Origin of the sequence: Siphonobacter sp. BAB-5385, from assembly GCF_002261125.1 — a bacterium.
In the GTDB taxonomy this organism is placed as follows: Bacteria; Bacteroidota; Bacteroidia; order Cytophagales; family Spirosomataceae; genus Siphonobacter.
Window position 1 is genome coordinate 14,711 of record NZ_NMPS01000070.1, and the last position, 26,828, is coordinate 41,538.

The 26,828-nt window shown below is 49.3% G+C and carries 20 protein-coding genes; 15 read left to right on the top strand and 5 right to left on the bottom strand.

What is annotated here, in order from left to right; genetic code table 11:
* Positions 1–29 precede the first annotated feature (29 nt).
* Positions 30–602: an outer membrane beta-barrel protein gene (locus BWI93_RS06340; RefSeq protein ID WP_094809310.1), complete on the bottom strand. Its 573-nt coding sequence runs from the start codon at positions 600–602 to the stop codon at positions 30–32.
* 382 nt (positions 603–984) lie between these two features.
* Between BWI93_RS06340 and BWI93_RS06345 the strand changes: the two genes are divergently transcribed.
* From BWI93_RS06345 to BWI93_RS06385, 10 genes are all read left to right on the top strand, one after another.
* Positions 985–2,337, top strand: a complete 1,353-nt coding sequence (locus BWI93_RS06345; RefSeq protein WP_094809313.1) for a hypothetical protein — start codon at positions 985–987, stop codon at positions 2,335–2,337.
* A complete protein-coding gene (locus BWI93_RS06350) occupies positions 2,337–2,762 on the top strand; it encodes a hypothetical protein (protein ID WP_094809315.1) in 426 nt (141 codons plus the stop codon). The genes BWI93_RS06345 and BWI93_RS06350 overlap by 1 nt, the downstream gene beginning before the upstream one ends.
* Before the next feature lie 120 nt (positions 2,763–2,882).
* Positions 2,883–4,421, top strand: coding sequence for a hypothetical protein (locus tag BWI93_RS06355; RefSeq protein ID WP_094809317.1), 1,539 nt, complete (start codon positions 2,883–2,885; stop codon positions 4,419–4,421).
* Positions 4,422–4,512: 91 nt separating this feature from the next.
* Entirely contained in the window at positions 4,513–8,076 is a 3,564-nt protein-coding gene (locus BWI93_RS06360; RefSeq protein WP_094809319.1) for a cell division protein FtsA, read from the top strand.
* Positions 8,077–8,147: 71 nt separating this feature from the next.
* Positions 8,148–9,434 (top strand): hypothetical protein, encoded by a 1,287-nt coding sequence (locus BWI93_RS06365; protein WP_094809321.1) that lies wholly within the window; start codon positions 8,148–8,150, stop codon positions 9,432–9,434.
* 92 nt (positions 9,435–9,526) lie between these two features.
* Positions 9,527–11,122: a hypothetical protein gene (locus BWI93_RS06370; RefSeq protein ID WP_094809323.1), complete on the top strand. Its 1,596-nt coding sequence runs from the start codon at positions 9,527–9,529 to the stop codon at positions 11,120–11,122.
* 132 nt (positions 11,123–11,254) lie between these two features.
* Positions 11,255–11,899, top strand: a complete 645-nt coding sequence (locus BWI93_RS06375) for a hypothetical protein (RefSeq protein ID WP_255157747.1) — start codon at positions 11,255–11,257, stop codon at positions 11,897–11,899.
* The gene (locus tag BWI93_RS28585) at positions 11,896–12,021 is read left to right on the top strand and encodes a hypothetical protein (RefSeq protein ID WP_255157748.1); all 126 of its coding nucleotides are present in this window, start codon (positions 11,896–11,898) and stop codon (positions 12,019–12,021) included. The genes BWI93_RS06375 and BWI93_RS28585 overlap by 4 nt, the downstream gene beginning before the upstream one ends.
* 23 nt (positions 12,022–12,044) lie before the next feature.
* A complete protein-coding gene (gene ispE, locus BWI93_RS06380) occupies positions 12,045–12,848 on the top strand; it encodes a 4-(cytidine 5'-diphospho)-2-C-methyl-D-erythritol kinase (RefSeq protein WP_094809325.1) in 804 nt (267 codons plus the stop codon).
* A 118-nt stretch (positions 12,849–12,966) separates the two neighbouring features.
* Entirely contained in the window at positions 12,967–13,557 is a 591-nt protein-coding gene (locus BWI93_RS06385) for a cytochrome c oxidase subunit 3 (protein WP_255157749.1), read from the top strand.
* A gap of 21 nt (positions 13,558–13,578) precedes the next feature.
* Here the strand turns inward: BWI93_RS06385 and BWI93_RS06390 are convergent, their stop codons facing one another.
* Positions 13,579–14,079: a GNAT family N-acetyltransferase gene (locus BWI93_RS06390; protein ID WP_094809327.1), complete on the bottom strand. Its 501-nt coding sequence runs from the start codon at positions 14,077–14,079 to the stop codon at positions 13,579–13,581.
* Between the two features lie 99 nt (positions 14,080–14,178).
* Here BWI93_RS06390 and BWI93_RS06395 point away from each other — a divergent pair, with 99 nt between their 5' ends.
* The gene (locus BWI93_RS06395) at positions 14,179–15,258 is read left to right on the top strand and encodes an alkene reductase (RefSeq protein WP_094809329.1); all 1,080 of its coding nucleotides are present in this window, start codon (positions 14,179–14,181) and stop codon (positions 15,256–15,258) included.
* A 74-nt stretch (positions 15,259–15,332) separates the two neighbouring features.
* Here the strand turns inward: BWI93_RS06395 and BWI93_RS06400 are convergent, their stop codons facing one another.
* On the bottom strand, positions 15,333–16,451 hold the full coding sequence (locus tag BWI93_RS06400; RefSeq protein ID WP_094809331.1) for a Gfo/Idh/MocA family protein: 1,119 nt from the start codon (positions 16,449–16,451) through the stop codon (positions 15,333–15,335).
* A 45-nt stretch (positions 16,452–16,496) separates the two neighbouring features.
* Positions 16,497–16,796, bottom strand: coding sequence for a DUF952 domain-containing protein (locus tag BWI93_RS06405; protein ID WP_094809333.1), 300 nt, complete (start codon positions 16,794–16,796; stop codon positions 16,497–16,499).
* Between the two features lie 691 nt (positions 16,797–17,487).
* Between BWI93_RS06405 and BWI93_RS06410 the strand changes: the two genes are divergently transcribed.
* From BWI93_RS06410 to BWI93_RS06425, 4 genes are all read left to right on the top strand, one after another.
* On the top strand, positions 17,488–19,746 hold the full coding sequence (locus tag BWI93_RS06410) for a bifunctional alpha,alpha-trehalose-phosphate synthase (UDP-forming)/trehalose-phosphatase (RefSeq protein ID WP_176454152.1): 2,259 nt from the start codon (positions 17,488–17,490) through the stop codon (positions 19,744–19,746).
* A gap of 351 nt (positions 19,747–20,097) precedes the next feature.
* Complete coding sequence (locus BWI93_RS06415; protein WP_141217375.1) at positions 20,098–20,364, top strand: hypothetical protein; 267 nt, start codon at positions 20,098–20,100, stop codon at positions 20,362–20,364.
* A 104-nt stretch (positions 20,365–20,468) separates the two neighbouring features.
* The gene (locus BWI93_RS06420; RefSeq protein WP_094809339.1) at positions 20,469–24,872 is read left to right on the top strand and encodes a CusA/CzcA family heavy metal efflux RND transporter; all 4,404 of its coding nucleotides are present in this window, start codon (positions 20,469–20,471) and stop codon (positions 24,870–24,872) included.
* A 3-nt stretch (positions 24,873–24,875) separates the two neighbouring features.
* The gene (locus BWI93_RS06425; protein WP_094809341.1) at positions 24,876–26,063 is read left to right on the top strand and encodes an efflux RND transporter periplasmic adaptor subunit; all 1,188 of its coding nucleotides are present in this window, start codon (positions 24,876–24,878) and stop codon (positions 26,061–26,063) included.
* A gap of 79 nt (positions 26,064–26,142) precedes the next feature.
* On the opposite strand, the gene BWI93_RS06430 is transcribed toward BWI93_RS06425, so the two are convergent.
* Positions 26,143–26,769, bottom strand: coding sequence for a DUF4190 domain-containing protein (locus tag BWI93_RS06430; RefSeq protein WP_094809343.1), 627 nt, complete (start codon positions 26,767–26,769; stop codon positions 26,143–26,145).
* Positions 26,770–26,828: the final 59 nt, after the last annotated feature.

Sequence of the window (26,828 nt, forward strand, 5' to 3'; positions counted from 1 at the left end):
AGGCTGAAGGAAAAATACTTGAATCGGGACTACTTTTTCAAACCAAAGTTTTTGGAGATGCCAAAGTTTACGCCATCTCCAAAGGTTAGTTTAAAATCATTCAGGTTGCTGGACGAGTTTTTAACCTTGGCCGTACTGTAGCTCAGGTTTCCAAAACCAAAGTTCAGGGCGAATCCATTTTTCATGTTCACGCCGATCGCCGGAAAGAATACGCCCTGAAAGCCGTTGTAGCGAGTATCCGCATCCTGCTTTCCGGAGAGGTAAGTAGCATTGAATTGACCATACACAGCGAAGATGTCCGACAAAGCCCAGGCATAACGGACAAACGGACCTACGGTGAATTGAGAAGTTTTCAGATCCGCTCCACTGGCAGTGGTTGATTTCGTAGAACTCGTGCCTAAGACCAGACCACCCGTCCAGTGGTCATCCCATTGGTAACCCACGGCAGGACTAAAGTTGAACGTATTCGATTTCGCACTCGACCCACTTAATTTCTGAGATTCTAAACCTAGCGTCCCGTACACCAGCACGGTGTTTTGTTGAGCAAAGGCTCCGGCCATGCTGAAGGTTAGGAAGCATAGACTGAAAAGTACTTTTTTCATGGATAGGATTTGTAAAAGTATAGATGATTCGTTGGATAGTGATGTAAAGTAAAATGAGTATATAAGCTTAAATACTATTTGTTAGTTGAATAGTTACTAATTGTCGTCGAATGGTTATTTATACTCGTTAAAGAGATAAATACTTAGCCGAGTGAAGTAGATGCAAAAGTGACTGATGCAGTCAAAGCGTAAGAGAGGGGTAGTGGGGATAGTGATAAGCCAGCAAGCTTTTCAGGACACGCTAACGGCGATTTATATACATTGGTAAGAAAAATCTGCCCTTAGGCCATAAATCAGTTGGAGTTTCGTAAAATTCGGAACAAGTTCGCATCGTTCTCTGGTACGGGAGTTTTCCTAAAAACTCTCCAAGCATTTGTAATCTATGTCCATTTCCTGGTCTCGAACCTTTTATCTATCAGTACTAACGACGTCCTTACTGGTATTGACGCAATGCGGCGGCGGTAGCGGGAAACGTGGGAACCAGGTTTCCGAAGAAGCGACCGAACCGTCCACCGCGTCTGCTCCGGTAGCTGAAACCCCTAAGGCCGCTCCTAAAAACCTCAAAGCCAAGCTTTATTTGGAAGCCAGTGGCAGTATGTTTCCCTACGATGCGGCGGGGAGTACGGGAGAATTTGACGAAGCTCTCCAGAAACTGCTAACGGAATTTGAAACCCAGAAGTCGGGTTCGACGGAATTGTTCGTTGTCAATGATAACGTGTACCCAATGGGGGTGAGTTTCCAGCAGTTGGTGGAACAACCCAATATTTTCACGCTAACCAAAGGGAAAGGCGACTCCAAACACACTGATTTCAGCCTTATTTTTAAAACGATTCTTTCCGACCTGAAAGAAGGAGAGGTAGGCGTCCTGTTTTCGGACCTGATCTACTCGACGGAATCAACGACCGCCCAGTCGGCAACGAAAATTCTGGCGGATGTAGAAACACTCATGCAAACGACCTTTGCTCCGCAGACCAAAGGAAAGTCGCTTTTGCTGCTGAAACTCAATGGTCAATTCAAGGGTACGTACTATCCCCACAACGGCGGAGGTAAACCCTATAGTGGTTCGCGGCCGTATTACATTGCCCTGATGGCTACGAACGCCACGATGAAAGCTCTGCTGGCAGATCCTAAATTTGAGTCGCTTTCTCGCTTCTCTGAATTGCCGGGCTTCGACTCTTTCCATTATTTTACCAGTGCTACGGATAACCTTCCTTTTTATACGGTGTTATTAAAAGACGCCGAACAGGCCGGGCAATTTGAGCAAAGTCGTCAGGAACGGAAGGAGCGTTCCAACATCGTGCATACGCTCGAAAATATCAAGGCCGACCGCAAAACGCAGGGGCTGACCATTGCCTTAGGCGTCGATCTGGGCGGTTTTTATCTGCCGGAATCCTACAAGACCGATCCCAAATCCTACGAGATTGAATCGGACGAAGGCTTTAAAATTCAGAAAATTGTAGCGGAGAATGGACCCGAGGGCTATACCCACAAGTTTTTGCTCTCTACGCCGGAACCGCAGGGTGGGGGAAAACGTGAAATTACTATTCGACTCAAACGTAAATTCCCGCCCCGCTGGATTACGCAAACGCATACGCAGGACGATAGTAACCCGAATGCCGAAGCCTTTGCGGAAACCACGTTTGGTTTGCTCAACTTTACCCGGGGTATTGAAAAAGCGTACAATCCCCAAAACGCCGACACCTATTTTGCAATCAGCCTTACTTTGAATAATTAATGGAAAATCTACTGTACGACTTTTACGCTCTCTTTGTTGAGAACTCCCTGCTCAATGATTTATACGACGAAACGCTGCTGACCTCCCTGACGCTCACTATGCTGGTCTTTGTATTGGTAGGAGTAGCGATTTATTACTTCGGGATGAACAAAGTACGTTACGCCAAAGCCTCTACCTGGCTGGCCGTACTGGGCAGCAGTGCCGTACTGACCATGATCGTCGCCATTGTGACCTGCTCGCAGAAGGCGGCTCAGGAAATTCCCCGCCGGAAAGGACACCCCGAGCAGGGCCGGTTTTTCGACCAGGGCGGCAGTATCTTTTTCGGCTTTGGTTTCGAAATGCTGATCCTGGCAGCTATTCTCTTTTTCGTTCTATCGCTGGTTGTAAAAAACGTAAGTACAAACAACCGGAAAATTCCATTTTGATCAGTTTACTGTTGTCGGTTTTCTGTTTTCAGTGGTCGACTCTTGCATCGTAGAATCATTGAAAACTCTAAACCGCAGCGGCGGCCGCTGAAAACTCAAAACTGAAAACTGAAAACTCCCATGTCTCGACTCTTTTTGTTTGCGATTGGAGGTACCGGAGCCCGGGTGGTAAAGTCGCTGACGTATCTACTGGCTTCGGGCGTTAAGCTCCGTAATACCACGCAGGTGATCCCCATTCTGATGGATCCCCACGCGGAAAATAAAGACCTGAAGCGAACCAAGGAGATTCTGAATCAATACCAGAACGTACGGGCTTCGCTGCAAAATCCGCCTTCGTCGGGACTGTTTGGTACTGACATTCAAACCCTGAAACGTCAGCTGCCCAGTGCCTCCATCTCGGATTCGTTTCAGTACGAACTCAAGGGCGTAAGCGACGAAAAATACGGTAATTACATTGGCCACGACTCGCTGGATGAATCCAATCATGCCCTGGCTGATCTGCTGTTTTCCAAAGAACAGCTGGATACCAAAATGGATATTGGCTTTGTGGGAAATCCGAATATTGGTTCGGTCGTACTGAACCAGTTCCGGGAATCGGAAGAGTTCAAAGCCTTTGTCAGCTCGTTCAAAAAAGAAGATAAAGTATTCATCGTCAGTTCCATTTTTGGAGGAACCGGAGCTGCTGGTTTTCCGCTGATTCTCAAGAATATCCGTGGGTACGGTGGCTCGGACGCCAAAGATGTTCGCGAAGCCCGGATCGGAGCTGTGTCGGTTCAGCCCTACTTCGACGTGTACTCGGCTGGTGCCCAGGACAAGGCCATCGATAACGCTACCTTTATTTCCAAGACGAAAGCGGCGTTGGGTTATTATCAGAACAGCCTTTCCAACAAAGAATACCCCAAGCTCAACGCCTTGTATTACCTAGCCGAAAGCTACCGGAGCCCGTACGATTACGATCCCGGAGCGGGTGGGCAACAAAACGATGCTCACTACATCGAAATGGTAGCGGCGTTATCCGTCGTTGACTTCTGCGAACATGCCAGCGAGCTGGAGTGCACGGTACGGGACGGACAGATCATTGCCCGCAATCCACGGTACGCGGAGTTTGGTTTGGGTACGAGTAATAACCGACTGAATTTCGCGGATTTTGTGGATCGTACGCGACAGGTTATCGCTCGACCGCTGAGTCAGTTTGGCATTCTGAGCCAATACCTGAAAACCCGGGTGGAACGCGATGGTATTCTGGGCAGCAACAGTGCTCCCTGGACTAGTAAGGAAGCTCCTAAAATTGGTTCAGATTTCCGTCAGACGAAGTTCTACCGGAATCTGCACGACTTCAACGAGAACTTCCGTACCTGGCTGCTGGAGATGAACGATCACGACCGGAACGTCTTCAATAAACGAACCTTCCGCCCCTTCAATCTGGCGACGGAAGATTTAGGGAAGTTTATTCCCGGTTTCGAGCGTACCAAGAAAAACTTCTTTGGGAAAACCGTAGACGTAGAAATCGAGATGAACAAAGGGGAATTCGATGAATACCTCAATGCGGAATCAAAAGGGAAAACCTACGTCACGCCGGAAGACAAATTCCTGACGCTGATGAATACCTGTACGGATCAATTCCTGCAAAAAGAATATTCACAGCTGTCCGGAAGCTAAGACCGAAGGCATCGTCTTCATTCATTGGAACCTTACGGAGCCATGAATCGGGCATCAGCTCTTTTCATACACTCCTTCATTCATTGAACTTATGTCAGACCAGTCATTAAAACGCGAACTAAACCTGCACGACCGCTCGGCTTCGGTTGATGGGCACTGGTTTACTTCGCAACCCTATACTACCGATCTGATCGAGGCGATTCAGGACAAGGCCAAAGGCGATACGGAGAAAGATCCGACGTCCATTCCCAGTCCGTTTGCCCGCTTTGATCTGGTGAAATCTGCTTTCCGTAATCTGATTTTACGCAGTGACCTGAAAGGATCCTTGAACGACGAACGGCTGGTTTCGGCCTGTTTCGACGTGGGGGAAATCTTCTTCAATTACGATAAATTCAAGTCGCCCCGTGGCCCGATCCGAATCATTACTTGGGATCGGGAACAGGCTCTGCGTACGTTGCAAAACGGCTCGCGTAACCACCAGCGTCTGGGCAGTGCCCTGGATCTGTACCTGCGTGAAGACGCCGCCAGTTACAACTTCGGCGGCTTGCGTAAGCTGTTTATTCTACATTACCAAAGTCGCGAAGGAACGGGCGTGATTGGAGGCACTTCGCCCGCTACGCTGTTTTTTACGGCTCCGAACGCTCTGGATTTCGTGGATATTCACTTCGGAAATCACCGCGTATTTGACCGGAATAATCCCGTCCCGCTGCACGAACGCGACATTGAGTACCAGGTGTTCTGGCACGGATTGAAGCGTTTTATGCCGGGTTTCCGGGAAATGTATCCCGAAGTGTCCGAGTATCTCAGCCGCAGTCTGGAGCTGTTGCATACCCGAAATTACGACACCTGGCAGCGGATCGGAGCCAACGGCCAAAACCTGCGGGAAGAAGCCTGGAATGCCGATTTTCCGGAGCTGGAATTCGATACGAACTACACCGTTGAATTTGCTTCCACGGGACAGGGTCCCGCCTTTAAAATGCGGAAAGCGGCGTCGGGACCGGAAGTCATTCAGGGCCTGAGTCATTTCTTGATTAGTCCGACCGAAGAGCTGGACGAGTATGGCGTCAAAAAACAACGCTACACGGGCAAACCGGCTCCCATGATTCTGTCCAGGGATTTCTTCGAGCCCATTCCGTACACGCGGATTCCCTGGCGGGATACGATTGACGTAAAGCATTTTGTGTCCGAAGACTGGCGTACCAACCAGCGGCAACTGCCCGGTCAGGCGGATTTTTATCCCTACCTGACGACCAGCGATTTCCTGGAACCGCATTTGATTCGGCTGGTCTATCCCATTCATTCCCAACGGTACTTTGACGGTGGTTTGCGGAATGTACAAAAGAGCTATCTGCTACCACTGAAATCGGATTTCTTCGAGTTTTTCTCCGCTCAGGATCTGATGCGGGGTGGGGAAGTCAATATTCAGATGGAAGAACGGGCGGGCGGTTCGGTTCGCGTGACCTTACAGATTCCGCTGGGAAAATGGGACGTTGCTCAGCAAAAAGTAGTACCCACGGGCCGGACACTGAAGCTCTCCCGGATGTACTACGATGATCCGACCAAATCGCCCAACGAGGAGAAAAACGAAGGCGTCATTGCCGAGCACCAATTTGGCATGACGGTATTCCCCTTCGTCAAGATGAAACGTCCGCCGCTGGCTAATTTCAAACCCATGTACCGGGTGCATCTGGTGGATCGGGACGTGTCGGCTCAGACATTCAAGAACGAATACAAACTCAATTTCTTCGATCAGAATAACCAGCTTATTCCCGTGCCTGACAACCGGGTTCGTCCGCGGAGTCAGAAAGATATTGGTACGGGTGCTAAGTCAGAGGTTCACGTCGTAGAAGCTGATTTCGAACGAATTACGGTTGAAGTAGCGGGCCATCGCGGCGTCATTTTACCGAAATTCGAAGTACGCGAGATGAAGGACACGGTCTTTACCTTCGCCGTCGATTTCGGTACCACCAATACACACGTGGAGTTTACTACTTCCGATGATCGGCAACCGCGGCCCTTTACCATCGACGACGATGTACAGATCGCGACCCTGCATGACCCCACTTTCCCCGAGCGGGATGGGTCATTCAACGGTACGCGAGCCATACCCATTGCCGAACTGGTACCGCAGGAAATGATGCCCGAACACCTGGGTGAAGCGTATCTCTGCAAGTTTCCGCAGCGGACGGCTCTGATCGAAAACCGGCCTAATTTTTCGGGTGAAAATCTGTTCGGCTTCGGGGACTTTAATATTGGATTCCTGTACGAAAAGCGGAATATTCCCAAAGATGACTATACCATTTCAACGAATCTGAAGTGGTCCGATTTCAGTAAAAATATCAAGGCTCAGAAGCGGATTGAAGGCTTCCTGCAGTCGCTGTTGCTATTGATCCGCAATAAAGTACTCATCAACGGTGGAAACCTGGCTCATACCGAATTACTCTGGTTTTACCCCTTGAGTATGGTTGAAAACCAGCGTAATTACTTTGAAGGACTTTGGAACAAGCTGTACGCCGAAACCATCAGTCGCGAGCGGATGCCCCGGAAAGTCCCCGAAAGTATTGCCCCTTTTTACTGGTATAGCCGGGGAGGTGGTAGTAGTCAGCCCATTGATTCCAACATTTACCCGACGGCTCTGATTGATATTGGAGGAGGTACGTCCGACATCGTTATTTTCGAAGGAAACCAGCCGAATATGCTGACTTCCGTGCGTTTTGCCGGTAATGCCGTATTCGGCGACGGCTTCGCCCGGGATGGAGCGGCAGCTCGCAATGGCTTCGTCAAGAAATACGATCCGGAAGTAAGCTCGCACCTGTCGGCTAATTTCAGTAACCTGCACCGGGCTTACGAGTCGATCAAGGCGAACAACCGTTCGGAAGATATTGTGGCGTTTTATTTCTCGCTGAAAAACAACCTGGATTTACGGGAAAAAGCAGCCTACGATTTCAACGACCGGCTAGCCAATGACTCCGATCTCAAGATTGTTCCGCTAGTATTCTATACGGCTCAAATCTACCATTTGGCCCGTTTGATGAAGGCGAAAGACAAGAAGATGCCGCGGTATATTGCCTTCAGTGGAACAGGTTCTAAATTGCTCGACATTCTGACACCCCGAAACGTGGCTCTGGCCGATCTGGCTAAGCTAATTTTCGAAAAGGTATACGATGCCCCCTACCACGCCGATGGGCTTGACATTGTACGTGAACGCAATTCGCCCAAGGAATCGACTTGTAAGGGTGGTTTGAAAATGCCCGGCCTGAATTTCTCCCGTGAAGACGACGGTACGCTGGAAGCCCAGATGGACCGTATCAAAACCGTTTTGCTGGGTACGAAGGAAGATCGTATCGTGGTACGTGGCGATACGTATCAGCACATTGACGGGGAGGTACTGCAGGGCGTAGCCGATGAAGTGAAAGCGTTTGTGGATATGCTCTTTAGTCTGGAGATTTCGTTCAGTGGAAAGTTCGGTGTGAACGAGGGCCGACTGGATCAGTACAAGAACATTCTGCTGCGAAACCTACTACAAAATGTGTACAGTGGTTGGGAAATGCGTCGGGAATCACTCGAAAACCTGAACAGTCCGGTTGAAGAAACACTCTTTTTCTATCCTCTGCTGGGAGCTTTAAATCAGTTAGCCTGGGAAGCGGCCAGTTAGAGCCGTTTGGAAATTTTTATCGACGCGGGCCCGTAGTAGGGTCCGCGTTTTAACCAACCTTGAATCTTCGTATGCGTCGAGTCATCATTCTTGTTTTGTGCCTGTTCTGGACGGTTTCCGGATTTGCCCAAACGGCTTTGGCCCGTAAAGAGAGTACGTTTCAGGAAGCTGGCGGTGTGAATACCAAAGCTACCTACGCTGATTTCTTTAAAAAATTGATGGATTTTTTCCTGGACAACAAGGCTACGCCCAGTGTGGCGGCAGTGCTGCGTCAACTGGAGCCGTACCTGAGTCGGCCCCTGACTGATCAGGACAAGACGAAAGTCAATAAGATTCTTACAGAACTCGAGAACCTGAAAGAACCCGATCCGAAAACGGGCGAGAAGGTGTCGATTCTGAAAACCCGGGTGGCTCTGGGCAGTTTTGTGACGAACCTGCGGACCGAAATCATGGAATCTGAAGTCATTGATAGCGGCGATACAACCGTGGCCGATGGTACGGAAGTTATGCCCGATACGGTAGCTCAGGAGGCTCTCGACGGGGTTCCGGTCTTGCCGACGAAATCAGGCGATTCGCCCTGGATTTGGTGGATCATTTCGGGAGTGAGCATCCTGGCCGCTGCCGGACTGGGTTATTTGTACCTGGACGAGAAAAAGAAACGGGAGCGAATCGACCGGCAAATGCTCAATACTTCAAGTCAGGCGAGCCAGAGCTACATCAAAATGCAGCAACTCGAAAAGCAGGTGCCGCAGTTGATTGAAAAAATCAAAGAATACGAGAATGCACTGAAAGAGTACGACAAGGCTCTGAAAGAGGCTCAGCAGAAAAACGATAATGAACGTAACCGCTGGCTACAGGAAATGCAGAATTTGCAGGCGGCCGCTGCGAAGGAACCGGAAATTGTAAAAGAACCGGAACCCGTAGTCGTACCTTCCCAGCCGCCTCAACCACCCGTTGCTCCGGCTCCCGAAGAGCCCGAACCGATTCCGGAACCTGCTGCGGTTCCAGCTCCAGTAACTGTGGGCGGACTTGAGGTTTTCTATCTGTCGACACCCAACAAAGATGGCTCGTTCCGGGACATTCGGGGAGCACAGTTTGATCCTTCTCAGTCGCTGTATCAGGTACGTCTGACGGGCCCGCTGGATGCGGAATTTGAATTCGTGGACGATCCGGGCTTGGTCAGCGAGGCCCTGCGATATCCGGAAACGTTCCTGGATCCCGTGTGTGATTACGGGGGAGGCATTGAGTATGGAGCCCGCCGGATTATCACCGTTGCCAAAGGAAAACTAGCTAAAGCCAGTGTAGATTCGGATCGCTGGGAGTTGCAATACAAGGCAATTATTCGATTCGAAAATTAAAAGCGATGAGGGTTTGGGGTAGTTACGTGTCAGTACCTTCGGGTGCCTACACGTAACTACCCCAAAGCCTAAGTATCAAACGAAAATCCCACATGACCCAACTAATAGAAATCGTCATTATCCTCGGAATTCTGGTAGCTCAGGGCTGGGTATGGCTGGATACACGGGGTAGAATTAGTCGATTTCGCGAATTAATTCCTGAAGGTTCCGTCTTTAGCCTTCGGAGGTACCGGATACTGCGGCAGGATCTGGAACAGTTGTCCACCGCCGAAGTACTCAAACAGATCGAGAGTCTTTCGCAACGTACGCACGTCAATGATCTGCAACTCGAAGAATTGACCCGTCGGGAAGATCAACTGGTCGTACTCCTTTCCAAAGAGCTCCACGAGGTCATGCGGGCGGAAGCAGAGGTGGAGTTACAGCAGATACGCCAGGACCTCTGGAATTTCAAAACCATGAATCCGGGTCGCGAAACGCTGGAGTTGCCTCTGATTGTCTCGACGGATAAAACCGAGGGCATCGGCAAAATTCTTGAAAGCATCAATACCTACCTGATCCGCAATCGTACCTCGTTGGCGGATTTTAATTTGTTACGCGACATTACCGAACGGAATCTGGATGCGGAAGAAGAAGGCATTAATCTGACCATGCCCATTCCCCTGTACCTGGGTCTGATGGGTACCATGGCGGGTATTGTGATCGGTCTGTTTGCCATGCCAGCCGTAGGGTCAGCCAGCTTTTTACAGGGCGAAGGTGTTAATAACCTCATTGGCGGCGTGAAAATTGCCATGTTGGCGAGTTTAGCGGGTCTGCTGCTGACGGTACTTAATTCCTGGACGTTCCGCAATGCCAAAGCTACCTTGGAGAGCCGTAAACAGGGCTTTTTCTCTTTCCTCCAAACGGAGTTATTACCCATTCTTTCCGAAGGCGTGAACGCGGGCATCTTTGCGACGCTTAACCGGAGTATTCAGGACTTCAGTACCACCTTTCGGGACAATGTGCAGGAACTGAGTGGCATGGTGGATAAAAACCACGCGTCATTGATGGCCCAGCAGAAAGCATTGGATATGCTGCAAAAAGTGGATTTGAATCGGGTCGCTAGCTTTAACATTCAGGTGCTGAGTCAGTTGGACAATAGTCTGGATTCGCTGGAGAAATTCGGCTACTACCTCAATCAACTGAATGGACTGGTGGATAATACGCAGAAAATCGTCGAGCGTACGCAAAACGTCGAAGACATTTCCGTGCAGATTTCCAAAAGCCTTCAACAATCGCAGGATCTATATCTGTACCTGACGAGTCATTTCAAGCAACTGGACCAGCATGGGCAGGCCTTTAATAACAAGGTAGGGCAGTACGATGACTTGATCGATCAAAGTCTGCGGGCACTGGATCGTACCATCCACGATCAGTTGAAAAGTATTGAAGACATCAAAATTCGGGAAATCAACGCGACGGATCAGTATTTCACCCAAAATCGCGATAAACTCAGCAAGCTCGATTACCTGGAGCTGCTCGAACGTAATGCCGGACTCTACCAGAAAGAAAATGCCCAACGGCAGGAGCAGATCCGTCAGCAACTCGAAGCTTTAAGCCGTCAGCAGGGCCAAACCCTGCAACTCATCGAACGCATGGTGAAACGGATGGAAAAAGGGGCCTGGGGACGCATGTTCTCAGCGAAGAGTTAAGCTCGCTTACCCCGATTTATAACCGTCATGGAATGATCGCGGCGTAGCTGGCTAAGGGTCTCAGACGCGAAACCAATCCACCCCGATTAAAAATCGGGGCGAGCTTCTTAACGTTATTAGTCAATCAAATCATTGAAAACCAGACATACCGATTTTTTCTGGCCGAGTTATACCGATCTCATGACGAGTCTGTTCTTCGTCATGCTGGTGCTGTATGTGCTGACGGTCGCCATTCTAAAGTCAAAAGAGGAGGGGTATATCAACGATGCCCTGAAATACCAGAAAATTCAGACCATCGAGCGGGCATTGCAGGAGCTGAACGGAACCTATTTTCGCTATGATGAAAACAACAAACGGTTTCGATTGGGGGTGGACGTTAATTTTAAACCCAACCGGGCCGATATGAGCGAACTCGACGCCCGTACCCGTAGCGGCCTGCTCGAAGCGGGTAAAGTACTGTTCCGAAAAATCAAGAACGTAGCCAAAGAAAACCCAGACGTCAGTTATATGGTTGTGGTAGAAGGGAATGCCCAACGGGCAAACGATAACTGGCAGAGCAGTTTCGGGCGTCAGAATGGGTACGAACTCAGTTATCGCCGGGCCTTGGCTCTGGTGGATTTCTGGAAGCAAAACGGCATCAACTTCGATCAGTTCAAGAATTGTGAAGTGCTGATTGTAGGCAGTGGACATTTTGGGAAATCACGCGATCCCCGGAACGAAAACGCCAATCGCCGGTTTACCATACAGATCACTTCAAAAGTGGGTAAATCGCTATGAAATTTTATTGTTTACTGCTCTTACTCGGCCTGGGGCTGATGAGTTGTGCCGGTTGTTCCAAAAGTGGCAATCACCGACATAACCGTGACACGGTTCGGGTAGCCGAAGAACCGAAATCCTAGCCGACTTCGTTTGAAAAACTAGTATGGTTGCTTTTCCCAACGCCAAAATTAACCTTGGCTTATACATTACCGAAAAACGTTCGGATGGGTATCACAACCTGGAGTCCGTGTTTGTACCCGTAGGCTGGAGTGACGTGCTCGAAATTCTGCCTGCTTCGGAAACAAGCTTCCGGAGTACGGGTTTGCCGATTCCGGGCGAAGCCTCGACCAACCTGTGTCTGCGGGCCTATGAACTGCTACGACAGGATTTCGATCTGTCCCCTGTGCGAATCCACCTGCATAAAGTAGTACCCATCGGAGCCGGACTCGGTGGCGGCTCTTCCGACGCCGCGTTTACGCTCAAACTGCTCAATGCACTCTTTAATCTGAAGCTCAGTGAGGAAGCCCTCGAAGCGTACGCTCGTCCGCTGGGCAGTGATTGTGCCTTCTTCATTCGGAACGAAGCAAAATTCTGCTTTGGAAAAGGCGATGAGTTTTCAGAAATCATGCTTAATTTAGCTGGAAAGTCGATTCTATTGGTTTATCCAGACCTTCACAGTTCAACTGCCGAAGCGTACGCGGGCATTCGCCCACGGGCGGCTGAAGCTCACTGGACGCAAGTAGTACAACAACCCCTTTCTACCTGGAAAGCATCCCTAACGAATGATTTTGAGCAGTCGTTATTTCCCAAGTATCCTCAGCTTGCTCAGATCAAAGAACAGCTTTACGAAGCCGGTGCTGCTTATGCCAGTATGTCGGGGTCTGGTTCGACCGTGTATGGTATTTTTGAAGGAGAAGTACCTGAGGCTCTGTTTCCACAGCTCACCACCTGGCAGGGAAAATTTTAAGTGAGTCAACGGTTTTTAGTTGCAGCTAGGCAGTTTTGATACCGCTATTTCTTACATGCCCATGAAAGACGAACGAAAACAGCTAAAAGCCGGGGACCAAAAACGCCCATCTGAATCTATGACCTGGCTTAGTAAACGCCGCGAGCCTTTTGGATTTATGTTACGCCTGGCCATGTTCGGCAGCGTGCTGATCTTCGTTTTTGTTCTGCTGGCTTACATCCTGCGGCGACACGGGGATACGAACTGGGACAATGTCACCCTGCCCCGTATTTTCTGGCTTTCAACGGCTGTGATTCTTGCCAGTAGTGCTACCCTTCATTCGGCCAAATCAGCGTTCAGGAAAGAACATTTTCTGAATTACCGGATTATGCTCGGGCTGACGCTGGCCCTGGGCGTTAGCTTTGTGGTGCTACAAATCATTGGATGGAACGAAATGCTGCAACGGGGTATCTCCATGCAGGGAAGTCCGGCCGGTGCCTTTATCTACATGATTTCCGGATTACACGTACTGCATATTGTGGGTGGACTATTCTTTCTGGCTCGTAGCTTCTGGGAAGCCCTTCGGAATCACAAGTATTTGGACGCTTATGTTTACAGCGTCAACCCGCCCAACCAGCTGAAGCTAAACCTCATGACTTTGTACTGGCATTTCGTTGATATCCTATGGATTCTGCTTTTTGCCTTCATGGTATATAATCATCGTCGCTAGCGAGGACGAGTCCGTTGAAAATCAGGAACGGCGTAGACTGTAGAGGTGTTCGTCAACCAATACCTGATTTTTAATCATAGCTTGTTTTAAAACGGCTTCTTGCTCAAAGCCCACTTTCTCCAGTACCCGCATCGAGGCCGTGTTAAACGCAAAAACGCCCGCCCATAAGCGGTGTACCTCCGGAAACGTCTGCCAGATATGCTTCACCCACAAGTCAAGGGCCGTCGTCATGATGCCCTTTCCCCAGAAAGGTTCGCCCAGCCAGTACCCAATTTCTGCACTTACCCGGTGAATATCTTGTCCCGGAATCAGTCCTACACAGCCGGCAAAACGATCATCGACTGCGATAGCGGCATTTAGCGTCGGCTGACTGCGGCAGTAGTCAATCCAGCCCCGGGCATCTTCTGGGGTATAGGGATGCGGAAAAATATCTCGAACATTATCATAAATCGAACGGTTATTAGCTAGAAATACTAAATCCGTTTCGTCTTCGGGCAAAAGCGTTCGAATGTGAATGGTCATCGCAAGACAAAGACAGGGTGAAAATCAGGCGTAAAAATCAATTAAAAGAATAAAAGTTCGATCCTTTTTCAAAGAATAGCCCGTAATCCTATCGTTTTTATGAGTGATTTACGCTTGTTTACGCCCCTGACGCTGGGAAATTTAAGCCTGAATAATCGCATCGTTATGGCTCCCATGACGCGAAACCGGGCCAGTGTCGACCATATTCCTACCGAACACATGGCTCTATACTATGCTCAGCGGGCATCGGCGGGACTGATTATTACGGAAGGAACCAGCCCTTCCATCAACGGGGAAGGCTATGCCCGTATCCCTGGTATCTGGAACGAAGAGCAGATTTTGGGCTGGCGAAAAGTGACGGAAGCCGTACATGACCGCGGCGGGAAAATCTTCGTACAGCTCATGCATACCGGACGTATTTCGCATAGCCTGAATATGCACGAAGGAGCCTTGATTGTTGCTCCCTCGGAGGTACGGGCCAAGGGTAACATGCGTACGGATCAGGAGGGAGTACAAGCCCATCCCGTACCCTACGCCATGACCGAAGGCGAAGTGCACGATGCCGTTCTGGAGTTTGTACAGGCGGCTACCAATGCCATTACCGCCGGGTTCGACGGCGTCGAACTTCATGCAGCCAACGGGTATCTGATCGAACAGTTCATTCGCCCCACGACCAACCAACGGACAGACGCGTACGGCGGAACCACCGAGAAATACGCTCACTTCACACTGGAAATAGCCCGCCAAGTGGCGGAAGCCATCGGAAAAGACCGCGTGGGCATTCGTTTGTCGCCCTACGGCGAAATGAATGATATGCCTTATCAGCCAGAGTTTGATGAAATTTACAGGTATTTGGCTGAGCAACTGGGCGAGTATGTTACGTACATTCACCTCATTAATGCAAGCGAAGAGGAAGGATACACAGCCCTTCGGCAGTATGTGCGACAGGTTTTTCCAGGTACACTGATTCTCAATCGAGGATATACGAAAGAGGGGGCGGAGAAAGACTTGGAAACCGGAGTGGCGGATTTGATTTCATTTGGAACCCCATTTATCGCGAATCCGGATTTACCCGAACGTTTCAAGCAGGAAGCTCCGCTAGCTGAAGGCGATCCCAGTACTTTTTATTCGCCCGGTGAAAAAGGGTACACGGATTATCCGAAACTGGATGAAGAATAGCGTAGCATCCTTCGGTATAAGGAATTCTATCAAAAAGCCCCGAACCTTTTTCAGTGTTCGGGGCTTTTTCTTGACTACTGAGCCATCTGACTGGCCTGATACGCTAATTCAAGGGAACGTAAGCCGTTTTCTTCCGTACTTTTTCGCTTGGTAACGCGACCCCGCAAATAGTCCGATTGCTCGGTGAAGAAATCCCGGAGCAAATCCCCGTAGAGGTGTTGCTTATTCGTTTCATCCCCGAAATGAAGCTCTATTTTCTGGAACGCTTCAATGTCTTTATGCCGACCCCGCTGTTGCCGTTCCGGACCGCCGTAGGAGGCCGAAATATTCAGCCGGGCCCCCGGGAAGATGTCGAGTAACTGCTGGGTTTGTTCTTCGTTGACAATGCCCCGCAACGTCAGTCGGGTAGGTACCCATTCTTCGAGCGTAATATCTCCGTGCTCAAATACGATTCGTAATTCCTGACGGTCCAAGCGGCCCGGCTGCGTGAAGCCGTGGTAAAAATTAACGAGTATGTCGTTTTCGTATTTCACAATGGCTTGTACCTGTTCTTCAATACCGCTTTCGGGCCGTAAGACCCGTTGGGCGGCCACGACCGTTCCGGCTCCCAGCCAGTATTCAAATAAATCGAAAAAGTGAACGGCGTGTTCGATAAAAATACCGCCACTAATCTCCCGATTCCAGAACCAGTGGGTAGGAGCCAGGCCTTCATCGCTGGCGTAGTTTTCAAAGAAACCGTGAATGGGTTTTCCCAGTAAATTACGCTTGATGATCTGCTGAACCCGGCCAATCATGGGATTGTACCGTTGCATCAGATTGGTAATAATGACTAGACCCCGTTCTTTGGCGAGTGCCAGCATTTCCCTGCCCTGGTCGGGCGTGAGTGCCAGTGGTTTTTCACAAATGACGTGCTTGCCGTTTCGCAGACAAAGCATGGCCTGTTCATAGTGCAGGGAAGGAGGCGTAGCCAGATAAATGACATCTACATCCGTACGGGTTGCTAATTCTTCGGGTGTTTCCAGCAGATCGGCTTTAAACCGGCGAGCGGCCTGTTTTGCCTGTTCGCGGAAGGTGCCGGCAATAGCAATAAGTTGGGTATCAGGAACCTGTAAGAAGTGTTGGGTAGCAAATAGCCCAAATCCGCCCATGCCAATAACGCCGAGGCGGAGAGTTTCGTAGGGAAGCGATTGCATTGACTGGAAGGTTGTTTCAGCTTTACCACCAAAAAACCTGTACCGCTAAACTTCCGGCAGCGTCTCAATTTGTACGATGGCGTCCCGATTGAGCGGACCGTACAGATGAGGGAAGAGTTCGCCCCCGGTAGACGCTTCGTAGCGTAGAGGGGCTGAAAATCGGGTTTCGTCCAGGTGTAGTACTAATAAAGGTCGCACGCCCGCGTAATAGCGTTCCAGTACACCCGCTACCTGTTCCTGTGTACTCAGGTGAATGAACCCTTCTTCCGCAAAGGTTTCGGGGGTGTAGGGATTTGCTTCCTCTAGTGCCGACCAATAGGCTGGCTGAACAACGTGATATAACATGAGCAGTAAAGATGTAAGGCTGGATACCGAAAAAGGTACTAAACCAGCCGATTGTATAAAGTTTTATTTTTTGACGGATGACGTATAGTTTGGCATGGTATTCCTAAGTTTTTATATAACTATTCATTAATTATTATACAGCCTGGAATGCTCGCTTGACGCCTTAAGTAGTTTTTAATGATTCATTAAGCTCAGCCTAAGGCTTCATGCCTACGTTTGTTCAGCACAAAACCAGTTAGACCATGATAGTAGAACCCATTCATGTATTAGCCTGGTCAAGGCTCCGCCGTCGCAAATTACGTCATCTTCGCTTGTTACCGAATTTCGAAAATGCTCCTTTGCTTGGCATTGGTACCTTAGTCGCCGGAATTGCTTACCTGCTTATTATGGGAGGAGTCGCTTAAAGCCTTCCTGCTTTTGCTTCCTGTTTGGTCCGAACTAGACGATTATTTTATCGAAAGGACCCATTTATTTTCTGAAACGAGCCGTTGCGTTCGCGGTTATCTTCCCGTTTTGAGATGCGTATACCTGTTCTTTTGAACGGTTAAGCATGCATTCCTCGGGGAGACTGTCGTCGCTCAATGTCTGGAAAAACTGGAAGTCTATTCCTCGTTTTTCCCCAGCCCAGCCGTTTCTTCACTCCTAGGGCGGGTTTTTGTAAGGAATGCCTATGAATCTGCCACCGAACTCTATGAAACGACTTTTCATAATTTCCAATCGATTACCCATTCAGTTAGTACGGCAGGAATCAACCGTACAATTGCTGGAAAGTGCGGGTGGCTTGGCTACCGCATTAAAAAGCTATCTACAAGCTCAGGACCGCTCTTCCTTTGAACCCGAAGAAGTAGTATGGGTAGGCAATGCTGATTTTAGTCGTGAGCTTTGGGAAGAATTTCAACAGAGCAAACGTTCGACCGGAACATTTAAAATTGAGCCACTCTGGCTTGATGATGATGTGAATGATGGTTTTTACAACGGTCTTTCCAATTCAACCATCTGGCCGCTCTTCCATTATTTTCCATCATTTGCTGAATTTAAAGAACCCAATTGGCAGGCGTATCAACAGGCAAACACTGTGTTTGCGGATCGTCTGGCCGAATTATATCAACCTGACGATGTCCTATGGGTACAGGATTACCACTTGATGTTATTACCGGCCATGTTACGGGAGCGTTGCCCGGAAGCAACCATTGGTTTCTTCCTGCACATTCCTTTTCCCTCGTTTGAGGTTTACCGCATGTTGCCCAACCGCTGGCGGGAAGGGTTACTGCAGGGAATGCTGGGAGCCGACCTCATCGGATTCCATACCAACGATTACGTACAGCATTTCGAAAAATCAGTTCAACGGCTGTTAGGGATTGAAAGCAAACTACGTTTTGTTCAGATTCCCAACCGTCCGGTACGTGTTGATCTCTTTCCCATTAGTATTGACTACGATCGGTTCAACTCCTCTTATCGTCTGCCCGGAGTTGTCGCCGAGCGGGAAGCCATTCATCAGCAGTTACAGGGAAATAAACTTCTCTTTTCGGTGGATCGGCTTGACTATACGAAAGGCGTCTTGAACCGATTACAGGGATACGAGAAATTCCTGGAAAACCACCCGGAATGGCACGGTAAGATCAACTTTGTTATGGTTGTAGTACCCTCCCGTAGCGAAATCACTTCGTACGGGGAACGGAAGCAGATGATCGAAGAAAACATCGGTCGGATCAACGGGCGTTTTGCTACGGTCAGTTGGCAGCCGCTGGTCTATCAGTATCGCAGTCTTTCCTTCGAGCAACTGTGTGCCTACTACACGGCTTGCGATGTGGCATTAATCACCCCAATTCGGGATGGTATGAATCTAGTAGCCAAAGAGTTTATCGCCTCCCGCCAGGACGAACAAGGCGTATTGATTCTCAGTGAAGTAGCCGGAGCCGCCGCTGAATTAGGCGAGGCTTTACTTATTAATCCTACGGATCGGGTAGGGATGGCTTTAGCTATTGAAGAAGCCCTGTCCATGCCCGTTAAAACGCAGGCTGAGCGAATCAAACGCATGCAAACCCGTATTCGGGACTATGACGTGGTCCAGTGGGCGGATGATTTTTTAACCCAATTATTTAATGCTAAAGCCCAGCAAAACCAGTGGGAAGTACGCCTGCTGAATGTGGCATTACGCAAAGAACTTATGGATAATTATCAGAAAGCCCAAAAGCGGCTTTTATTGCTGGACTACGACGGTACGCTAGTTCCCTTCGCTAAGTTTCCCGATTTAGCCCGACCCAGTGAACGAGTGATTGAGTTGTTGAGCGAGTTGGCTAATGTACCCCAGAATCGCATTGTCATCATTAGTGGTCGGGATAAAAAGACGCTGGAAAACTGGTTCGGATCGCTCTCGATTCAACTGGTTGCCGAACACGGAGCGGCGGTACGATTGCCGGATGGAAACTGGCAGGAAAACCCGGAAGCTTTTCTGCCCGAATGGCGAAGCAATATTCAGCAGGCCATGAATCTGGCCGTACAACGTTGTCCGGGAACCTTTGTGGAAGAGAAAACGCACTCTCTAGCCTGGCATTACCGGAATACCGGAGCTGATCTGGGTTTTGCCCAGTCCCGTGAGCTCATTGATACCTTACATGGACTGACGGGCCATCAGCTACAGGTAATTGATGGAAACAAGGTCGTAGAGGTACGGGTGACGGGCGTAGATAAAGGAAGCGTTGCCAGCCGTTTAGCCTCGGATGATCAGTATGATTTTATTTTGGCCATTGGCGATGATCGTACCGATGAAGACATGTTCCGGACACTGGCCGACCGGGCCATTACTATTAAAGTAGGGCAGCAGAAAACGCTGGCTCGCTACAGTCTGCCAGATACGGGAGCTGTCTTAAGTTTCCTGCAACGCTTCACCAGTATGGACACACCGCCCAATGTAGAATTAACACCTAATCCGCATCTGGCTTCTGCTTAAGGCAGCGTCAGTGGGTAGTAAAAATGGGAAGAGCCTAGCTCTTCCCATTTTTTTGTGCTCCCACGTATCGGCTTGAGAGCCCCAGCAGCTACCTATCTAAAATCCCCGGATTGGTCGCAAATACCTATCGAAATTGTATTTTATCTGCTTTATAACTTGAAATTCTAATTAAAATTTAATTCCTTTGAAGTAGTTAATAGCCAGATTTTAGTTAAAGAGAAGTTGACAAACAGAATAATAATGCGAATGTATCTCTGTTTGATGGTATTTTTTCTACTAGGTACCTCCGCCTATGGTTTACCTTTCTGGGTGGAAAATAATTGTACTTTAGAAAGAAATACTTCTACTTTTATGGCAGACAAAGATCCGGATTGTAAGAAAAAAATCCGGTATTGGAAGAGTGACAGTACGCCAGATGACGAACACTGGGATACGAATTCCGGGGAAGAACATAGCCACCATGTTTCCGACTTCCATCACCTCGACGCTGCCCTATTAACTTCTCAGTCCCGGCGTTTCTGGCTGATTCTTCTCAAACAAGCCGGTTTATTTCAGTATTGCAGCCATTATCAATCGATTGATGGCGTTTTGATTAGTCCACCCCCGCAGTTGGACTAATTTCCTCCTTTCCATTTCTCAGCTATTTCTGGCTGGGCCAGTTGCTTATTCTTTACTGAAACCAATGGATACACAGGGTAGTCCTTGTTGTATCCCTGACCGCTATGATCGATAAAATTATCGCATTCAGCGTCCGAAGTCCGTTTACGATTGGACTTCTGGTGCTGGTAATGGCCATTTGGGGTGGCTATTCATTAAAAACACTACCCATTGACGCAGTACCTGATGTAACCAACCAGCAGGTAGATGTAATTACCAATTCTCCGAATTTATCTTCTCTCGAAATTGAACGATACATCACCACGCCCCTGGAAATGGCCATGGCCAATATTCCGGGATTGACGGAAGTGCGTTCCTATTCCAAATTTGGTTCATCCGTGGTAAAACTGATTTTCACGGATGATACGGATATCTACTGGGCTCGTCAGCAAGTCTTTGAACGCCTGACACAGGTACAGGCCGAAATTCCGGAAGGAGCCGGTACGCCCATCCTGGGACCCGTATCGACGGGTTTGGGCGAAATTTTTCAATACGTTATTCGTCCGAAAGACCTCAATAATAGTCCCTATACGCTGACCGAAATCCGTACCATTCAGGATTGGGTCGTACGGCGTAAATTACTCGGTTTGCCCGGCGTGGCCGACGTAAGTGGTTACGGAGGATACGCCAAAGAATATCAGGCTCAGATCAAAACCGACCGCATGCGGGCACTGGGCGTTACGGTAGATGAATTATACGAAGCTCTGAACAAGGGCAACAGCAATACGGGCGGTGCCTACATTGAAAAGGAAAACAAGGCATTTACCATTCGGGGTATTGGTCTGGCTGCTTCACTCGAAGATATTGCCAATGCTGTAGTGAAGAAAAACGGGAGTGTACCCATTCTGGTCAAAGACGTAGCCGATGTAGAATTTGGCCACGCTTTACGTTTTGGAGCTTTGTCCAACAACGGTGAGGGCGAGGTCGTCGGCGGTTCCATTCTGATGATGAAAGGAGCCAACGGAAACGAAGTAATTTCCCGTTTGAAGGAGCGTTTCACCGAAATTCAGAAAGAATTGCCCCCTGGACTCACCATCGAGCCTTTCCTGGATCGTTCGAAGCTGGTGAACGCCGCCATTGCAACAGTAGCAAAAAACCTCGTGGAAGGGGCCATCATCGTCATGATTGTCATTCTGATCTTCCTGGGCAACTGGCGGGCCAGTTTGCTCGCGGCTTCGGTTATTCCGCTGGCCATGCTCTTTGCTTTTATCTGGATGAAGGAATTTGGAGTGGTTGGAAACGTGATGAGTCTGGGAGCGATTGACTTTGGTTTGCTGGTCGATCCCGCGATCATTGTCGTCGAGTCCGCCGTACTTTTCCTGGCCCTACGTATGAGTAAATTCCAAGGCAAGAAAATGACTTTCGCGGATCGGCAGGAAGTTGTTATTTCGGCGGCGGCGGAAGTAAAAAAATCGGTGATTTTCGGTGGACTGATCATCCTCATCGTATACGTTCCCATTCTGACGTTGCAGGGCATCGAGGGTAAGATGTTCTCGCCCATGGCCAAAACGGTAGCCTTTGCCATCATCGGGGCCTTGTTACTGGCGGTTACCTACGTACCGATGATGTGTGCCGTCATGTTACGACCGCCGAAGTCGGCACACCACGATGGCTTCTCGGAAAAAATTGTTCAGTTCTTCCTTAAAGGACTGCGTCCCGTGGTACGGGCGGGCTTACGCGTGAAATGGGCGGTGATTCTGTTTGCCCTGGCTGTACTGACTGCCGGGATTATCGGTTTCGGGAAAATCGGGGGTGAGTTTATGCCGCAGATTCAGGAAGGCGACATGGTCGTGGATATGGATTTGCCCGTGGGTACGCCACTGACGGAATCGATTCGCCAGAGCCAGATTTTTCAGGCGGGGATTATGAAAGAATTTCCGGATGAGGTCGAAGGAGTTGTCTCAAAAATTGGTACGTCCGAAGTGAAAGTCGATCCCTTGCCGCTGGAATCGCAAGAGGTATACGTCGAACTGAAGGATAAAAAGCACTGGACCAAGGCGACCAATCAGCAGGAACTGGCGATCAAGATGAATGAGTATATGTCGCAGTTCCCCGGTCCACTCTACGCCATTTCGCAACCGATCGAAAGCCGGGTCAACGATATGATTTCCGGAGCCCGGACGCAGGTAGTGGTACAGTTATACGGAACGGACCTGGATACGCTGGTAAAGAAAACCAAGCAGATCATTCAGATCGTACGCAATGTACCCGGAGCCGTAGACGTGAAAGGGAGCAAGGTATTTGGTCTGCCGCAGTTGAATATTCACTACGACCGGCAGCGGATGGCGGTATACGGAATCAAGGTTGAACAGGTGAACCGAGCCATTCAGATGGCCTTCGGGGGAGCGACGGCGGGTGTGGTCTACGAAGATGATCGTCGTTTTGACGTAACGCTTCGACTGACGGGCGAAGACCGGACGCGTCCCGAAAACATCGAAAACCTGCTCATTAACGATCAGAATAATAACCCGATTCCATTGCGGGACATTGCCACCATCTCGGAAACCATTGGACCCTCGGAGATTGTACACGAAAATATGAAACGGGTCGTAAACCTGGGCTTCAACGTCCGGGGCCGTGACTTGCAGTCGGTGGTAAGCGACGTGATCAAACAGGTGGACGCCAAAGTAAAACTCCCCAAGGGATACGAGATCAACTACGGAGGCGACTTCGAGAACTTTGGACGGGCGAAAGACCGGCTTTCGATTGTCGTACCGATTGCCCTGCTCGTCATCTTTGGCCTGTTGTATCTGACCTTCCGCAATTTCCGCGACAGCTTCCTGATTTACGCCGTAGTACCCTTGTCGGCGGTGGGAGGGGTATTCTCACTGCTGATTCGGGACATGAACTTCAGTATTTCCGCCGGGGTTGGCTTTATCGCTCTGTTTGGGGTAGCAGTATTGAATGGAATTCTACTGGTCAGTCACTTCAACGCCCTGGGTGATGAAGGGATCGACGACCCCAACGAGCGGGTACTGAAAGGGATTGAAGAACGCTTCCGCCCGGTACTGATGACTTCGTTTGTGGCGGCACTCGGCTTTATGCCCATGGCCTTGTCAACCAGTGTAGGTTCAGAAGTACAGAAGCCCCTGGCAACGGTGGTGATTGGGGGTCTGCTGACGGCTACGGTTCTGACTCTCATTGTCTTACCGATTCTGTACGCCATGTTCGCTGGGAAGCCGAAAAAAGGTGGGTTGACGGGTGGTGTAAAAGCCAAAGCGGTACCGGTTACCACTACCATTGTTCTACTACTCGCTACGGGTCTGCTGGCTGCTACGGCCCAGATCACGCCTAACCAGGCCATTCCTACGAAACCCGAAGTAGGAGCTGTTGAAGATGTACGCGAACTAACGCTGGATCAGGCTTTGAACTTAACCAGACAACACAATCCCCAGACGCGTCTGGCCGATCTGCGAATTGAACGGGAGCAGGTACTCTTGCCCGCAACGCTCAATATTGAGCCACCCCGTATTTACACGCAGGCTCCGAGTGGCGAGAACTATCGGTTGGGTTTTTTCCAGACGATCCAGTTTCCTACCGTTTACAGCAACCAGCGAAGAGCTCAGAAACAACTGGTGAAAGTAAATCAGGCGGAAAAGAACGTGACGTTTAATGAACTCTCGTATCAGGTTCGCTCGGTTTTTAACGACATTCTGTACTACGAACGGGTGATCCAGAACTTCGAAAAGCAGGATAGTCTGCTTTCGAATTTCGTTCGGGTGACGGACGTACGCCTGAATGTCGGACAAATTTCTCGAATTGAACGCCTGAATGCCGAGTCTCAATACCGTGAAAATCAGATTTATCTGAAACAGTCGCGAGCCCGGCTTCGCGGCTCCCGTATCCAGCTCTGGATTCTGACGGGGCTGGCTCCGGATAGTACACGAAAAGTCAGAGGAGATTTTAAACGACTGAACTACGCTTCGACCATTTCAGCGTCGGATACGTCTTTTTCTTCGAACCCTCGGGTAGCGTATTTCGAAGAAAATCGCCGGTACAATGAAAAGTTACTGCAAGTTGAAAAAAGCCGGCAATTACCCGGTATTTCATTAGGCTACATGAATCAGGGCAGCAGGGAAACACCAGCGGTCTACCGTTGGGAGTTTGGTCTGACGGTACCGCTCTGGCAGTGGCAGTACCGTTCCCGTCAGGCGGGGGCCCGTAAGGATATTGAAATTGCCCAGCAACAGATTTCGCTAAGTGGCTACGAGCTACGGGGTGCTTATGATAAAGCGGCGTCGGATTACCGCACCTACCGGGAGTCGCTGGACTATTATGAAACCTTTGCCCTCAATCAGGCAGACGAAATCGTCAAAGCCGCTCAGGATAGTTACCGCCTGGGAAGCATTGGCTACTACAACTTTCTGCTGAACCTGCAGCAGGCGTTCCAGATCCGGGCTGAATACCTGGATGTTGTCCGGAACTACAATAACTCGATCATCACCATTCAATACCTGAAAGGAGAATAACCCATGAAAAAGAACTTTTTGCCCCTGTTGGCCCTGCTGGGCCTGAGTGGCTTCTTAAGTAGTTGTTCGGATAGTGACGCGGAATCCAAGGCGGAAGAAAAACCGGCCCAGGTAAGCGTAAGTGCGGATTCCTTGCAATTATCCATGAAGCAACTTGAATCAGTTAACGTTGATCTGACGGGTTTTGAAGATCGACAACTGCGTCCGGTTATCAACGCCAACGGAAAGATTAAACTGTTCCCGGATAGCAGATCCGAAGTACACAGTGAAGTGGAAGGTCATGTCGACCAGATTTACGTGCGGGAAGGCCAGTTTGTGAAGAAAGGACAACCCTTGATGAAACTGACCAGTGGAGAGTTTCTGGAGCTGAAAAATCAGTACATCACGGCGAAAAGTGAAGCCGACTTCCTGGAAATTGAATTCAAGCGGCAGGCTGAATTGCGGAAAAGTAACGTCGGTGTACTGGCTGATTATCAGGCTACGGAAGCCAAGTTGAATGCGGCCATTGGGCGGGAAAAGGCCTTCAAAGCCAAATTGGCTCTGCTGGACTTCAATGCCACTCAACTCAACGATATTCGCAAAGCCGTCGTCTCACCCGAACTCATCATTCGTGCTCCCATTAGCGGTTCGGTTTATAAAGTACACCAGAATCTGGGTAAGCTGGCGACGCCAACCGATCCGCTGGTTGATATTCTGAATACCGAACAATTACAGGCAAACGTATATGTGTACGAGAAAGACGCGGAGTTAATTCAGGTTGGGCAGAAGGTAGAATTGACCTTCCCAAACTCGGAAATTGGAGCCGTACAGGGAACCGTAGCCAGCGTAGCCCGGGCTCTGGATGCCGAAAATGGAGCAATTACGTTGTACGTGAATTTCAAACGCCCGCATACGAATGACATCATTTTCTCGGATATGAACGTTCGGGCGAAGATTGTAGGAGCCAGCGAGCGGAAAAGTTCGAATACACTGCCGCGTACGGCCATTCTGGATGACGGAGAAGGTACCTACATTTTCGGTACCAGTCAGCCACAAGCCGCCAAGATTCCTTTACGAAAACTGAAGGTAGAAATCCAGAATGAAGGCGAAGAGTATGTGCAGGTGAAAGTGCTGGAAAAGGTACCCAATACGATTAAGGTTGCGTATAAAAATATACTGGCATTGGAAGCCGAACGCAAGAAAAACGAGTAAGGATTTATGTAAGGATGTAGTAAAAAAGCGGCTCTTGTAGGGCCGCTTTTTTAGTGATTGTATCGATTTGTCCAGCAAATCAGGAGAATGAGAGGGAAGATAAGGCAATGAGAGCAATGATGATCAGCAGAAGACCAAAGAAGCCCAGTGATAAACCTGTAATCGCAAACCCACGACCTTTGTATTCAGAGCTATGACGGTTAATCTTGCTTAATCCGACAAACCCGAAAACAATAGCGACAATCGCTCCCAGTAAAAATAAAAGCCCGCTACCGATCAATAAGACGTCCAGCAAAGCCAGGAAGCCAGCGATGAAAGAGACGACAGAAATGGGTTCCGTACGCCGGGAATCAGCCGTACGCTTCGCTTTAGCGTGAAGCTTTTGAACCTTCTTCGTAACCATTTTCGTCAGTAACCGTTGACGAAACCCAACTTTCGTCTGCTGACTGGCAGAGGCCTCGGCTGATGTTACGGCATGGGCTGGGATAGAAGTTGCCAGACTGGGAACTGCTGAAAGAACAGGAATGGCCGAAGCCAGTAATTCTTTTTTAGGAATAAGCGGGATAGAGGTGGTGTCAGGCTTAGTAGCGACTTTCTTACGTTCAATGAGCGGTGGGGTAGATTTGGCGAAGTACGCGTAGTTGGTTTTTTGACACGAGGTTAACGCAACCAGACTTAGTAAAGTCAAGGTAAATAACTGTTTCATACTTGATGGACAATGGTGGATTAATTACTAACAGCGAGCGAAAATGAAAAGAATATTTT